The organism is Asticcacaulis sp. (genome assembly GCF_027484505.1).
Taxonomy (GTDB): domain Bacteria; phylum Pseudomonadota; class Alphaproteobacteria; order Caulobacterales; family Caulobacteraceae; genus Asticcacaulis.
This window is the reverse complement of the sequence record NZ_JAIXSV010000353.1, coordinates 1-13,069: the sequence shown is the minus strand read 5'-3', so window position 1 is coordinate 13,069 and position 13,069 is coordinate 1. Positions and strand designations below refer to the sequence as shown.

Sequence of the window (13,069 nt, the reverse complement as noted above, 5' to 3'; positions counted from 1 at the left end):
GAAGGTGATCTAGAGCCTCATGCCGAAAAGTGGATACCACTTTTCGGAAAAAACATGAGGCGTTAGAAATAATTAGAGCCATTCGGCGGCTCAACTTAGCCGACGAATGCTCTAGGTGCATCCCTCCCTGTTTGCGGGGAGGGGGGACCACGAAGTGGTGGGTGGGGCAAGCCACACAAAGACCGCCCCCTCCGGCGAGACAAGCTCGCCACCTCCCCCTGAAATCAGGGGTAGTGCTAGGAAGCTAAAGGTTCAATGGCCAAGCCCGTTACCGTTCTGTCCGATCCGTTTCGCAAGGCGCTGATCCATTCGACGCGCGCTCTGGCGGAAGATCCCGACCTCGAAGTCGTCTTCGGGCCGGATGGGCCGCGTCTGGATGGCCGCAAGCTGGTCCTGCCCAATCCGCCGCGTGATTTGAATCCAAAGCAATCTCAACAGATTCGCGGTATTGCTGACCGTCTGGCTCTGCGTTTTGCGCACCATGACGATAAGGTGCACGCCCGCGCGCGCCCGCGCGATCAGAAAAGTGGTGAGGCTTTCGATGCGCTGGAGGAGGCGCGTCTGGAGGCCATCGGAGCGAACGCCATGGGAGGCGTGCGTCTGAACCTCAATGCGGCCAATGTTGGCGCTCTGGAAAAGAGCGGCTTGGTTTCCAAGGAGACCAAGGACGAGGTCGGAATGGCCTCCATGCTGGGGCAGATCGCGCGGGAATATCTGACAGGGGACAAGGCCCCCGGCATTATCCAGCGCATCATCAACTTCTTCCGGGGCGACATCGAGAGCAAGACCGGCGAGCGTCTTCAGCAATTACTGCCCTATATCCATGATCAGGCGGAGTTCGCCAAACGGGCGCGCCGCATTATCCGCGATCTGGATATGGAAGACGACTCTCAGGACGCGGAAGACGAAGAGCAAAAGAACGACGAGGGAGAGGACGAACAGTCCGAAGGCAATGACCCCTCGGCTGAGGCCGAAGAGGATGCGGAGGATCAGGACGATTCGCAGCCGCAACAGGAAGAAGAACCCACTGGCGGTGATGATCAGTCCCAGACCGGCGACGAGGACTTCACCCAGATGTCGGGCGATCCGCAGTCTCTGGCCGAAGGCTCCGCCGATGAGGTGGTCGATGGCGAGGCCGCCGAGGCCAGCCAGATGCAGACCCCCAATGCGGGCGGTGAGCGCAAGGACTACGACGTGTTCACCAAGGCCTATGATGAGGTCATCAACGCCGAAGACCTGTGCGACCCCGAAGAACTGGAGCGGCTGCGCGGCTTCCTCAATCAGCAACTGGCCAATCTGTCGAACGTCGTGGCCCGGCTGGCCAACCGTCTGCAACGCCGCCTGATGGCGCAACAAAGCCGGTCGTGGAATTTCGACCTCGAAGAGGGCGTGCTCGATGCGTCGCGCCTGACGCGGGTGATTATCGACCCCAGCGCACCCTTATCGTTCAAGCAGGAAAAGGACACCGAGTTTCGCGACACGGTGGTGACGCTGCTGCTCGATAATTCCGGCTCGATGCGCGGGCGGCCGATCATGGTCGCAGCCATCTGCGCCGACGTGCTGGCGCGGACTCTGGAACGCTGTGGTGTCAAGGTCGAGATTCTGGGCTTCACCACCAAGGCGTGGAAGGTCTGTTAATCACGCGAACAGTGTGTGCGCGAAGGCAAACCGGCGGCGCCGGGACGCCTTAATGATCTCCGGCACATCATCTATAAGGCTGCCGATAATCCCTGGCGGCGGGCCAACAAGAATCTTGGCCTGATGATGCGCGAGGGCCTGTTGAAAGAGAATATCGACGGGGAGGCCCTGCAATGGGCCTATACGCGCCTGCTGGGCCGGCCGGAGTCGCGCCGTATCCTGATGGTTATATCCGACGGTGCCCCGGTCGATGATTCGACCCTCAGCGTCAATTCGGGCCACTATCTCGAAAACCATCTGCGCAAGGTCATTGCCGACATCGAAGGGGCCGGGCGCGTTGAGCTGGCGGCCATCGGCATTGGACATGACGTGACGCGCTATTACCGCCGGGCCATGACGCTGATTGATGTCGAGCAACTGGGGGGGGCGCTGATAGAAAAGCTGGCCGAGCTGTTTGATGAAAAAACCGCCGCACGGCGGTGATATGTCCGCCTTTGCCTTGAGGTAGAGGGTGGTCAAACGGAGGTCTCATGCGATTGGCTTTGTGGCTCTCTGCCCTGCTGGCGACTACGGCTGTGGCCGGTCCCGTCCCCTATCAGGGCGGTACGCGGGTGACTTTCATCCCCTTACCCGCGGTCAGCGGTGCACCAACACAAAAGGCCCGCTATATCGGCGGGTATGTGGTGAAGGGGGAGGGCGCGTCCTGGCTGTCCGGCCTGTCCGATCTGGTCGTCAAACCGGGTAAGGATGGGGTGATGATCGACGCTATCGGCGATTACGGCAGCCGCGCGCGCTTTACCCTGCCGGTGCGCGGCACAGAAGGCCCGCTGAGCGTGGAGATGTTGCGCGGGGCCGACGGCAAGCCCTTTGGCAACAAGTCGCTGTCCGATGCCGAAGACATGGCCGTCAATCCGCGCGATGGCACGGTCTATGTCTCGTTTGAAGGCGATGCGCGGGTAATGCGCTACGGCCCCGATCTGGGCGGGCCGGGGGAGCGTCTGCCGCTGACGGGCCTGCCTGCCCTGCCGTCCAATGAAGGGCTTGAGGCCGTCACGCTGCACCTGTCCTCTAAGGGCGAAGCGTCGCTGATGGCATCTTTGATTCTGGGGGCCGAGGTCGGCGGCTTCTGGAGATGCCCACTCGATACGTACAGATGCGAGGCGCTCATAGGGCCGACCACACCGGGTTTCACGTACAAGCTGGTGTCTCTGGCCCCGCTCGACCCAGCCAAACCCGATGAGATGCTGGCCCTCTATCGCTTCTATCTGCCCGTGGTGGGGGCGAGAAACGTCCTGCGCGTTCTGCGGTTGGAAGGTAATCGCCTCACGCTGGTCGATACCATCCTGCGAATCGAACCGCCCCTGCCTATCGACAATTATGAGGGCGTGTCGGCGGTCAAAACGCGCGACGGTTACCGGCTCTATCTGATCAGCGATCCGATCGGGGATAATGACCCGACTCACCTGCTGATGTTCGATTATCGACCCTGATGCTTACGCTGATCGCCCCGGCAACCGCTTCGGCCCAGATTATGCTGGCTGTTCTGGTCTGGCGGCAATCCGCCTTGCCGGGACGCCGTGAGATGGCCGCCGCCCTGTGTCTGGGGGCGCTCTATTTCCTGCACGCCGCTTTTCCGGAAGTGCTGAGGCCTCTGGTGCCGATCATCGTAGCCGGACCGCTGGTGTTCAACCGTGCTCTGGGTCTGGGTCTGGGGCTGACGCCGCGCCCACTTCAGGTCGATGCGGCGCTTCTGGTGTTGCTGGTGGGATTAGCGGGCCTCGGATTTGTTTTCTCACCGGCGCAACTCGTCTGGGACGCGCTCAGTCTCTATCTCTTTTTTGAACTGCCTGTGCGCCTGTGGCGGCGCTTGCCCGGTGACCTGCTTAACGCGCGCCGCCGCGTCAGCTATGCCTTGCTGGCCGCCGGGGCTTTGCTGGGGGCTGGCCTTGCCATAGCCTCGGTTCTGGGCGGGTCTACTCCGGCGGCCACCGTCGGGGCCCTCCTGACGTTCCTGCTGTGTCTGGCCACGGTCGCTTTTGGCGGAGAGCTTAAGCGAACCTTGTCGCCGGAGCCCAAAGGGCTGGATGCCGCCGAAACGCGCCTGCTGCAACGGGTGCGCGCTGAAATGGCCAACACCTATGCCGACCCAAGGCTCAGCCTGTCGCGGCTGGCGCAGCGGCTCGGCATAGCCGAACACCGTCTTCGCCGGGTTATTCACGCCGGCGAAGGGGAGGAGCATTTTAGCCGATACCTCAACCGCTGGCGCATCGAATCGTTCAAGGCGCGGGCGAAGGAGGAGGGTACGATTCTCGAACTGGCGCTGAGCGTGGGCTACAATTCTTTGTCGGCCTTCAACCGCGCGTTCAAGGCCTCGGAAGGGATAACACCCAGTGCCTTTCGTGCGGCTCTGAAAGCGAAGACCAGCGACGCCAGCCCGAAGACGCCCGACACGATGAGCGGCCAGTAGGCATTGCCCAGCAGCGTCCCCGCTGCAACCGACAGCAGCGCACCCGTCAGTCCCGTCATTTTGAAAGCGTGCTCTGCGGGGTTCAGCCAGCGACGCCAGTTCTGGGGCAGGAGGGTGCGTCCGACATCCCAACCGCCATAAAAGATCATGCCTCCCATCGCCCCGTTGACGAGGGCGGGGGACCATTGCACAGCCCCACCGTGACGAATGAACCATAACAGGCCGATACCACCCCCCAGCAGGGCGAGTGCGGGAATCATGTCCGGCCATGCGCGGCCCCGGTCCCGCAAGCGCAGGGCGCGTGGCCCGCTCCATAGCTGATAGGCGACCAGCACACTCACGCCCATCAGGTCCAGCTTGCCGCGAAACAGGAACGCCCCGATCAGGGCGGCGGCAACCGACAGGCCCGTCAGCCCCAGCATCAGGCGGCCGCTGAGTCGATGCAGGCGATCACCCTTGCGGTGGCCCAGAATGAATAGACCGGTCAGCAGGGCGGCGCTGGCGCTCAGGACGTGGGTAAAGATGTTGAGACTGTGCAGATCAGGCATAAAGGGCTCCTTGTGTGAGGGCCTTTGTGCCGGGCGTATGTCGCTCCGACTGCGCGATTTCAGAAATCAGTCATACCAAGGGTCATTGAATCGGCCGTTGGTATCCCTGTGCCGGCGCGGGTTCAGGCAACAAAAAACCCCGATGCCGGAGCTTCGGGGTTTTTCGTGTGTTCGGTTTCACCGAAGATTAGGCCGCGGCCTTCTCAGCCAGTTTCGCCTTGATCTGCTTCTTCAGGCGACGAGCGCGCAGAGACAGTTCGGTATCGTCAGCCTTGACGAGGAAGGCGTCCAGACCGCCCTTGAAATCCAGCGTGCGCAGGGCGGCGTTGGAGATCTTCAGACGGAAGGATTGACCCAGAGCTTCGGATTGAAGCGCGGTTTCACGAAGCGAGGGCAGGAAGCGACGCTTCGTCTTGATGTTTGAGTGGCTCACGGAGTGGCCGACCATCGGGCCGACACCGGTGAGTTCGCAACGACGCGACATGATATCCACCTTCGTTAGAAACAATAGACAGGGCGCGGCCTTTCAACGGCAGCGCAAGAGGCGCGTTCTATAGGCAAAGCCAGCCACAGCGTCAAGCGGAAAAACCCCACTTTCAGGTGAAAGCCTTCGGCAGGTCTGACATCGGCTTGACGACGATCTGCTGGGAATCGCGCCAGATGATTTCCTTGGCGATGCGCGCCTTGATGTCACGCACCGGCAGGCCACCTTCGCCAATAAGCCAGGCGCAATAGCGCGCCCGCTCAATGGCTTCAAGCGCCTTCGGATCAAACCAGCAGATCCCCCAGATCGACCGCCGCCGCTTGAAGTGACGGCCGATTCGGTCGGGCACTGCCAGATAGCGGTTGTACCAGTCGAACTGCTCAGACAGTTCGTCGGTAATCCAGCGCGGTGCGCCGTTGCGGTACAGATACCACGACGCCTGAAAGAAACCGCTTTCGACGCCGCTCCACGGATGGATCAGCGGCGTCACAAAGCGCACATATTGAGACGAGGACATGACCTCACACGCCCGCGCGGATTCAGGCGCGGGGTCCTTCTGTAGGTTGGGAACGGGAAAGGGAAACGGCCCTTCGGGCCTATTTCAGGCCCGAAGGGAGATTGCGTTCGGATGGCCGGTTTATCTGGCGCATGCGGAAATCTCCGGTGTGAGGTCAAAGAGGCGGTCCTGATATCCGTCTCGCGGTGGTCAGGCAAGATGGTTAAAAATGAAATCATATACTGTGGAAAACCGGCCACAGGTGAATCCGCAGTGACTCTTTATAGCATCAGGCCGAAATGTCCTCGCGGCGGTGGGTCATACCTAATCAAGAGGATAAAATGGACGACACCGCGAAGTTCGATACCGTCGGCGGTCAGGGCGGAGAGACCCATCAGCAGGTCCATCATTCCGGTCCGCATACGCCGGAAGGGCATCTGACCACCAATCAGGGGATTCGCGTCTCCGACAACCAGAACAGCCTGAAGTCCGGGGAGCGTGGCCCGACCCTGCTCGAAGACTTTGTTTTACGCGAAAAAATCTTTCACTTCGACCACGAGCGCATCCCTGAACGCATCGTCCATGCCCGCGGGTCGGCGGCGCACGGCTATTTCGAACTGACGCAGTCCCTGTCCGACATCACCACGGCCGATCTGTTCCAGCGGGTGGGCGGGCGTGTGCCGGTCTTTGTGCGCTTTTCGACCGTCGCCGGCGGGGCGGGCAGCGTCGATACGCCGCGCGACGTGCGCGGCTTCGCGGTGAAGTTCTATACGCAGGAAGGCAACTGGGACCTTGTGGGGAACAATATCCCGGTCTTCTTCATTCAGGACGCTCTCAAGTTTCCTGACCTTGTGCACGCAGTGAAGATGGAGGCCGACCGGGGCTATCCGCAGGCCGCCTCGGCGCACGACACCTTCTGGGACTTTGTGTCCCTGATGCCGGAATCGACGCACATGCTGATGTGGGCCATGTCCGACCGCACCCTGCCGCGCGCCTTTCGCACCATGGAAGGGTTCGGCATCCACACCTTCCGCTTCGTCAATGCCGGGGGGAAGTCTACCTTCGTCAAGTTTCACTGGAAGCCGAAGCTGGGGCTGCAATCGCTGGTGTGGGACGAATCGCTGAAGATTCAGGCCGCCGATAACGACTTCCACCGCCGCGACCTGTTCGAGGCCATCGACAGCGGGGCCTTCCCCGAATGGGAACTGGGGGTGCAGTTGTTCGATCAGGCGCAGGCCGACAGCCTGCCCTATGATGTGCTGGACGCCACCAAGATCATCCCCGAAGAGGTGGTGCCGGTGACCATAGTCGTGCGCATGGTGCTCGATCGCAACCCGGACAACTTCTTTGCCGAGGTGGAGCAGGTGGCCTATTGCCCGGCCAATATCGTCCCCGGCATTGACTTCAGCAACGACCCGCTGTTGCAGGGTCGGCTGTTCTCCTATCTCGATACGCAGCTCAAGCGGCTGGGCAGCCCCAACTTCCATCAGTTGCCGATCAATGCGCCTAAGTGCCCCTTCCAGAACTTCCAGCGCGATGGTCACATGCAGATGCAGGTGCCCAAGGGGCGCGCCAACTATGAGCCGAACAGTCTGGGGGCGAACGGCGAAGAGGGCGGGCCGCGCGAATGTCCGGTGACCGGGTTCACGACCCTTGCGGCTCAGGACGGCGCTGACGAGCAGGGCGACAAGCTGCGCGTGCGGCCGGAGCTGTTTGCTGATCATTATTCTCAGGCGCGTCTGTTCTGGAAATCGCAAACGGAGTCCGAGCGCGCCCATATCGCCTCGGCCTTCGTGTTTGAACTGTCGAAGGTCACGCTGCGGGGAGTCGCGCCGCGCATGGTGGCCAATCTGCGCCAGGTCGATGAGGAGCTGGCGGCGCGCGTGGCGGCGGGGCTGGGGATCGACCTGCCCGATGCGGCGCAGGCGGCGCGCGAACCCATCGACATGGCACCCTCCGACGCCCTGTCGATCCAGAAAAACCTGAAGCCAACCCTGCAAGGCCGCAAGGTGGGTATCCTGATCTGCAAGGATAGCGATGCGGCGATCTTAAGCCAGCTCAAAGCCGATATCACGGCGGCGGGCGCTACGCCCTTCGTGGTCGGGGTGCAGATCCACGGCATACCGCTATCGGATGGCAGTCTGGCCGATGCCGACGGGCAATTGCTGGGCGCGCCGTCACAACTCTTCGATGCGGTGTTTGTCTTGCTGTCGGAGGCGGGGACAAAGCGTCACCTCAAAGAAGCGGCCTCGGTCGAATGGGTGATGAACGCCTTTGGTCACCTGAAGGCCATCGGCCATACGCCTGAGGCTCAGCCCCTGCTGGACAAGGCGGGCGTGGTGCCAGATGCGGGCGTGGTGGGTGCCGACGGTTTTATCGCCGCGGCGTCCCAGCGCTATTTCGACCGCGAACCGAGCCTGCGGACTCTGGCCTAAATGCAAAAAACCCCGGAGATCGCTCTCCGGGGTTTTCTCTAGGTCTATTACCTAAAAATCAGGCCGCCTTGATCAGCGACTTGTTGAGCAGGGCCACGGCGGCGTCGCGGTCGATCTTTTCGATCGCGGCGACTTCGCGGGCCATGCGGTCGAGAGCCGATTCGTAAAGCTGACGCTCGGAATAGGACTGCTCTGGCTGATTCTCGGCGCGGTGCAGGTCACGCACCACTTCGGCGATGGAAACGAGGTCGCCGGAATTGATCTTGGCTTCGTATTCCTGAGCGCGGCGCGACCACATGGTGCGCTTCACGCGGGCACGGCCCTTCAGCGTCACCAGAGCCTGCGACATGACGGCGGCGGGGGCGAGGTGGCGCAGACCGGCCGTCTTGGCCTTCTTGGTCGGGACGCGCAGGGTCATCTTCTCATGGTCGAAGGTGACGACATAGACTTCGAGCTGATAGCCAGCCACTTCCTGGCTCTCGACAGCGGCCACGGTGCCGACGCCATGCGCCGGATACACAACCTTGTCGCCCGTCTTAAATTCGAGTTCTGCTGCAACAGTCGTCATTGCGGTCCTCTTTCTGTTTGAATGAGGCCGAAGGTCAGGCGCTGAGGTAATCCGTTCACACAACGCATACGGCTAACCGGCGATCAGGGAGGAGGCCGGAAGACGCAGACGCAAAAAAACAACGACGTCCCTGTATTGGCTGAGGGGCATCGCTGCTATGTATGAATGGACTAAGACAAGCCTGTCATCCGACCTTTGTCGAAGATGCCGGATGTGCGGGAGAGCGCAGGCGGCATTTTAGGTGAATATAGGGAGATGCCGGTGGAACGCGACGCGCGCCTTTGCATCAGTGAAACCATGTCTATCATAAAATTACACAAAAATAAAGTCCGGCTGTCAGGAAAGCGTCGCCGTGATGCGCGGCGCAGGGTTGAGGTCAGGGGCCAAGTGTATCTGCGTCTTATGAACAGAATGGCGAAGTAAAGGTGGATGTCACCCGCGCATACACTTCCTGAAACGGCGAATTTGCGCATCGTTTTCAATCAAAATGCGCCTGTGTTTAATTCTAGAGAGAGATATTTCCTGTTTCGTCAGAATTTTGGACGTGCCAAATTTTCGTGCGGGGAGGGGCCGCGTTCAAAAAGCTTGTGGATGAAAGTATAGGAGCGGGGGCGGTGGAGCCGAGGCGTCGCGTCGCGGGCGGCAACAATTATGAAGATTTGTTACGGCCGCCGTGATCGCGCGGTCCGAAGGCGGGCAGACTCAGCGACCAGTGAATCGCCGCTCCGCGCAGCGCCAGGGCAGCGCCAAATCCGCAGAGGCCTGCCGGCCAGAAGGACAGGCCAAACAGGGTCAGGGTGACAAAGACCGACGCCCCCAAAAGCGCGGCGGTGATATAGATTTCCCGGCGCAGCAACAGGTTGGGTTCCCCGGCCAGCACGTCGCGGATAATCCCGCCAAAGGTTGCCGTCAGCACGCCCATGACCACAGCGGACACAGGCGCGACGCCGAGGTTCAGCGCCTTGGCCGCCCCTACAACCGCATAGGCCGCCAGACCCATGGCATCCAGCCACAGCATGGCCAGCATCCGCTTTCCGGGCTTGCCATCCGGGCGCGGCGAGGCATTGCGCGGAGCCAGTACCCACACGGCCAGCCCGGCCAGCGCGCAGATCAGGATATAGTCGGGCCTCTGCACCCAAAACACCGGCGCTCCGATCAAAAGGTCACGCAGCGTCCCACCGCCAACGCCGGTAATGGCGGCGAAAAAGGTGAAGGTGATGATGTCCTGCCGCCCGCGCGCCGCGGCTATGGCGCCAGAGGCCCCAAACAGGGCCACGGCGGCGTAGTCCAGCCAGAAGAGGGCGGCATTCAGGGCACTGACGGCGGGATCGGGGACGGTCATTCGCCTTGCTTACTGTATTTTAGCGGCCCACGCGATTCCCACTCGCGTCAATCATCAATTCGCCGTCTTCTTTGCAGAAAGGACCGGCTGGCCAGCGTTCCAGCAGATCGAGCACGATGTCTGACGGTCGGCACAGCCGCGTGCCCTTCGGCGTAACGACAAAGGGCCGGTTGACCAGTATGGGGTGGTTGAGCATGGCCTCGATCAGGTCTTCATCGCTGACACCGGAGGCCAGCAGGCCCAGTTCGGCCGCCGGCGACTTGTGTTCACGCAGGGCCTGACGCGGCGTCAGACCGGCCTCCGCAAACAGGGTCAGCAACTGATCCCGCTGCCAGCCGACGCTCAGATAGTGGACGATCTGTGGCGTGTAGCCCGCCGCTTCGATGACGGCGAGGACGTTGCGCGACGTGCCGCAGTCGGGATTGTGATAAATGGTAACGGTCATGAAGCCATCCTCTGCGGGGTGGTTTTGTTTTCTGGGGAGATCTGGGCTGGGGGCGACTTTAGCAACCAGCCAAAAACGAGGAAAGCCATGGCGGCACCAGCGCTTTGAGCGGCGATAAAACCGGGCACGGAGGCAAGAGTAATGCCTGCGAAGCTGTCGGTCAGGCAGCGCGCCACAGTCACAGCGGGGTTGGCAAAGGCGGTCGAGCTTGTGAACCAGTAGGCTGAGGTGATGTAAAGCCCTACGGCGGTGGGTGTAAAATCGGGCTTGAAGCGCAGGCAGCCGAAAATTGTACCGAGCAGGCCGAAAGTCGCCACCCCTTCCGACAGCATAACGCCGGAACCGTCGCGCAGTCGGGTGGCCGACTGGATCAGGGCCTCTCCGAACATGCCGTGGGCGATCCCGACGCCGATGACCGCCCCGGCGAATTGCGCGACCATATAGGCCGCCGCCAGAGCCGGACGGATGTCGCGGCGTATCATAAAGGTCAGCGTCACCAGCGGGTTGAAGTGGGCGCCAGACAGCGGCCCCAACAGGGTGATCAGTACGATCAGGCCGGCCCCCGTCGCCACCGCATTCGCCATAAGCGCCAGAGCGGTGTTACCGCCTGACAGGGCCTGCCCCATGATGCCCGATCCGACAACAATCGCCAGTAGCCAGGCGGTGCCCAGTGCCTCAGCCGCTAATTTGCGTAAAGCCATCTCCATGCGTCGCACTTTCAGCACGCACAGGTTAGTTTGGCGATCACGGGCTGACACAGTTCGGGCGCGCCGCCGCAGCAGTTTTCCATCAGAAACCCCAGAAGCCCGCTGACGCCATCCATGTTGGCGAAATAACGAATACTGCGCCCCTCGCGCACGCTGTGGATCAGGCCCGCCTGAGTCAATATGGCCAGATTGGCGGACATGGTGTTCTGACGTACCCCCAGACGCTCGCCGATTTCACCAGCGGGCAGGCCATGATGCCCCACCTGCACCAGCAGACGGAAGACATCGAGGCGTGTTTCCTGACTGAGCGCAGCAAGGGCAACGAGGGTTTGTTTTTTATCCATATATCATGATTATTTGATATATTTGACCGAGTCAAGAGAGACGGTCATGGCTGCCTCAGATACAAAAAGAGCGCCCGATGCGGCGCTCTTTGTCTTTATTTACCGTCGCCGGGCTTTTCGGAGAAGTATTTCTCGAACTTGCCGGTTTCGCGTTCAAAATCCTCACGATCGGCGGGCGGGGTGCCCTTGACCGAGATGTTCGGCCAGACGCGGGCGTATTTGGAGTTGACCTCCAGCCACTTGCCGTCTGGCTCGTCCTCGGTATCCGGCTTGATGGCGTCCACGGGGCATTCCGGTTCACAGACGCCGCAGTCGATGCACTCATCCGGATTGATAACCAGGAAGTTTTCACCCTCATAGAAGCAGTCCACCGGACAGACTTCGACGCAGTCCATAAACTTGCACTTAACGCAGGGATCGGTGACGATATAGGTCATGGAACTCAGGTGCCTTTAGTGGGGACAGGTGCCAGAAAACAGGGTCTGTAAAGTGTTTGGGGTCATGACTTTTGCGGCGCGCACTGTCAAGGCTTTAGCCACACCCTGACCGCGATTTTTACTAAACCGCCCAAGGGCTTTGGCTTAAGCCTGAGCGCCCGGCCTGAGAGTGAAACCTATTCGCAGGACTCGTACAGGCCCTGCGCCTCGCTGGCCGGGCCGCGGCGTTCGCCCATGTCGAGGACGCGCACGTCGATCAGCCTTGCCCCGACGGCAAAAGTTAGACGGTCGCCGATGCGGACTGTGTGGCCGGCCTTCTGGATGCGCGCCGTCTGGCCGAAGCGTTCCAGCCGCAAAAGGCCGCTTTCGGCGAACTTCGCCGACAGGGCGCGCGTCTTAAAAAAGCGGGCGCGCCACAGCCAGACATCAATGCGACAGGTTTCAGGAGCGGATTCCATGTCGCATTCTAACCCTGCGATTGCAAAAATCATTGCTTATTTTGCACCGATGCCGCAGGTCAACAATCGATTGTTTTGCGCTCGACACCAGGGGATTCGTCGTGACAGGTCTGTTGAAGTCAGAAGGTAATCTGCTGATCGCGCTGATCGTGGCGGCGATTGCCATCCCGCTGGAACACAGCCTTGTTGGCTCGGGTCAGAGCGTCGCCCTGATCGCGTCTATCGCCCTGATCGGGGTGATCATTCTGGTGTCGCTGCGCGTGGCGCACCATGCCGAGGTGCTGGCCGAAAAGGTCGGTGAACCCTATGGCACCATGATCCTCACCCTGTCGGCCGTGCTGGTTGAGGTGGTCATCCTCGCTATCATGCTGGGCCATTCGCACAACCCGACTTTGGCACGCGACACCATCTATTCGGCGGTGATGCTCGACATCAACGGCATTATTGGCGTCGCCGCGATCCTAGGTGGCCTCAAACACGGTGAGCAGCCCTATAATGATGCGTCGGGCAAGACCTATATCGTCATGATCATGACCGGTATGGGCGTCTCCATGTTGGTGCCCGAATTTATCCCCGTGGCACACTGGAAGGCCTATTCGGTGTTTTCCATCGGCATCATGGTCTTCCTCTATGCCATGTTCCTGCGTCTTCAGACGACGAAACACAGCTATTTCTTCAGCTATACCTATGCCGTGACGGG

General features: G+C 60.9%; 12 protein-coding genes and 2 pseudogenes. 5 read left to right on the top strand and 9 right to left on the bottom strand.

The genetic code is table 11. From position 1 onward, the window contains the following. Positions 1 to 255 precede the first annotated feature (255 nt). The 3 genes and pseudogenes from cobT (at position 256) to Q0072_RS20810 (ending at position 4,105) form a co-directional block, all read left to right on the top strand. Positions 256 to 2,121: pseudogene (gene cobT, locus Q0072_RS20820) on the top strand (cobaltochelatase subunit CobT). A gap of 47 nt (positions 2,122 to 2,168) precedes the next feature. Continuing rightward, on the top strand, positions 2,169 to 3,128 hold the full coding sequence (locus tag Q0072_RS20815; protein WP_298333751.1) for an esterase-like activity of phytase family protein: 960 nt from the start codon (positions 2,169 to 2,171) through the stop codon (positions 3,126 to 3,128). Further along, positions 3,128 to 4,105 carry an AraC family transcriptional regulator gene (locus tag Q0072_RS20810; RefSeq protein WP_298333749.1) on the top strand — a complete coding sequence of 326 codons (978 nt, stop codon included), beginning with the start codon at positions 3,128 to 3,130 and terminating at the stop codon, positions 4,103 to 4,105. The genes Q0072_RS20815 and Q0072_RS20810 overlap by 1 nt, the downstream gene beginning before the upstream one ends. A 735-nt stretch (positions 4,106 to 4,840) precedes the next feature. Here the strand turns inward: Q0072_RS20810 and rpmB are convergent. Beyond that, positions 4,841 to 5,137 (bottom strand): 50S ribosomal protein L28, encoded by a 297-nt coding sequence (rpmB, locus tag Q0072_RS20805; RefSeq protein ID WP_013478599.1) that lies wholly within the window; start codon positions 5,135 to 5,137, stop codon positions 4,841 to 4,843. A gap of 112 nt (positions 5,138 to 5,249) precedes the next feature. Continuing rightward, complete coding sequence (locus Q0072_RS20800; RefSeq protein ID WP_298333746.1) at positions 5,250 to 5,654, bottom strand: hypothetical protein; 405 nt, start codon at positions 5,652 to 5,654, stop codon at positions 5,250 to 5,252. Between the two features lie 320 nt (positions 5,655 to 5,974). Between Q0072_RS20800 and Q0072_RS20795 the strand changes: the two genes are divergently transcribed. Beyond that, complete coding sequence (locus Q0072_RS20795) at positions 5,975 to 8,068, top strand: catalase (RefSeq protein WP_298333744.1); 2,094 nt, start codon at positions 5,975 to 5,977, stop codon at positions 8,066 to 8,068. 58 nt (positions 8,069 to 8,126) lie between these two features. Here the strand turns inward: Q0072_RS20795 and Q0072_RS20790 are convergent, their stop codons facing one another. From Q0072_RS20790 to Q0072_RS20760, 7 genes are all read right to left on the bottom strand, one after another. Then, on the bottom strand, positions 8,127 to 8,636 hold the full coding sequence (locus tag Q0072_RS20790) for a CarD family transcriptional regulator (RefSeq protein WP_013478601.1): 510 nt from the start codon (positions 8,634 to 8,636) through the stop codon (positions 8,127 to 8,129). A 649-nt stretch (positions 8,637 to 9,285) separates the two neighbouring features. After that, entirely contained in the window at positions 9,286 to 9,978 is a 693-nt protein-coding gene (locus tag Q0072_RS20785; protein WP_298333742.1) for a trimeric intracellular cation channel family protein, read from the bottom strand. A 19-nt stretch (positions 9,979 to 9,997) separates the two neighbouring features. After that, positions 9,998 to 10,423, bottom strand: coding sequence for an arsenate reductase (glutaredoxin) (gene arsC / locus Q0072_RS20780; RefSeq protein WP_298333740.1), 426 nt, complete (start codon positions 10,421 to 10,423; stop codon positions 9,998 to 10,000). Continuing rightward, positions 10,420 to 11,124, bottom strand: coding sequence for an MIP/aquaporin family protein (locus Q0072_RS20775; protein WP_298333738.1), 705 nt, complete (start codon positions 11,122 to 11,124; stop codon positions 10,420 to 10,422). The genes arsC and Q0072_RS20775 overlap by 4 nt, the downstream gene beginning before the upstream one ends. A 17-nt stretch (positions 11,125 to 11,141) precedes the next feature. Continuing rightward, entirely contained in the window at positions 11,142 to 11,474 is a 333-nt protein-coding gene (locus Q0072_RS20770) for a helix-turn-helix transcriptional regulator (RefSeq protein ID WP_298333736.1), read from the bottom strand. Positions 11,475 to 11,569: 95 nt separating this feature from the next. After that, the gene (fdxA, locus tag Q0072_RS20765; protein WP_013478606.1) at positions 11,570 to 11,911 is read right to left on the bottom strand and encodes a ferredoxin FdxA; all 342 of its coding nucleotides are present in this window, start codon (positions 11,909 to 11,911) and stop codon (positions 11,570 to 11,572) included. 176 nt (positions 11,912 to 12,087) lie between these two features. Continuing rightward, positions 12,088 to 12,369: an RNA-binding S4 domain-containing protein gene (locus tag Q0072_RS20760; protein ID WP_298333734.1), complete on the bottom strand. Its 282-nt coding sequence runs from the start codon at positions 12,367 to 12,369 to the stop codon at positions 12,088 to 12,090. 101 nt (positions 12,370 to 12,470) lie between these two features. Here Q0072_RS20760 and Q0072_RS20755 point away from each other — a divergent pair. Continuing rightward, positions 12,471 to 13,069, top strand: a pseudogene (locus tag Q0072_RS20755) (calcium:proton antiporter); the annotation flags it as partial.

Coding starts and splice junctions, on each gene's coding strand:
- Q0072_RS20810 (WP_298333749.1), top strand. CDS start 3,128: ATGCTTACGCTGATCGCCCCGGCAACCGCTTCGGCCCAGATTATGCTG.
- fdxA (WP_013478606.1), bottom strand. CDS start 11,911: ATGACCTATATCGTCACCGATCCCTGCGTTAAGTGCAAGTTTATGGAC.
- Q0072_RS20800 (WP_298333746.1), bottom strand. CDS start 5,654: ATGTCCTCGTCTCAATATGTGCGCTTTGTGACGCCGCTGATCCATCCG.
- Q0072_RS20775 (WP_298333738.1), bottom strand. CDS start 11,124: ATGGCTTTACGCAAATTAGCGGCTGAGGCACTGGGCACCGCCTGGCTA.
- Q0072_RS20795 (WP_298333744.1), top strand. CDS start 5,975: ATGGACGACACCGCGAAGTTCGATACCGTCGGCGGTCAGGGCGGAGAG.
- Q0072_RS20770 (WP_298333736.1), bottom strand. CDS start 11,474: ATGGATAAAAAACAAACCCTCGTTGCCCTTGCTGCGCTCAGTCAGGAA.
- Q0072_RS20760 (WP_298333734.1), bottom strand. CDS start 12,369: ATGGAATCCGCTCCTGAAACCTGTCGCATTGATGTCTGGCTGTGGCGC.
- Q0072_RS20815 (WP_298333751.1), top strand. CDS start 2,169: ATGCGATTGGCTTTGTGGCTCTCTGCCCTGCTGGCGACTACGGCTGTG.
- rpmB (WP_013478599.1), bottom strand. CDS start 5,137: ATGTCGCGTCGTTGCGAACTCACCGGTGTCGGCCCGATGGTCGGCCAC.
- Q0072_RS20785 (WP_298333742.1), bottom strand. CDS start 9,978: ATGACCGTCCCCGATCCCGCCGTCAGTGCCCTGAATGCCGCCCTCTTC.
- arsC (WP_298333740.1), bottom strand. CDS start 10,423: ATGACCGTTACCATTTATCACAATCCCGACTGCGGCACGTCGCGCAAC.
- Q0072_RS20790 (WP_013478601.1), bottom strand. CDS start 8,636: ATGACGACTGTTGCAGCAGAACTCGAATTTAAGACGGGCGACAAGGTT.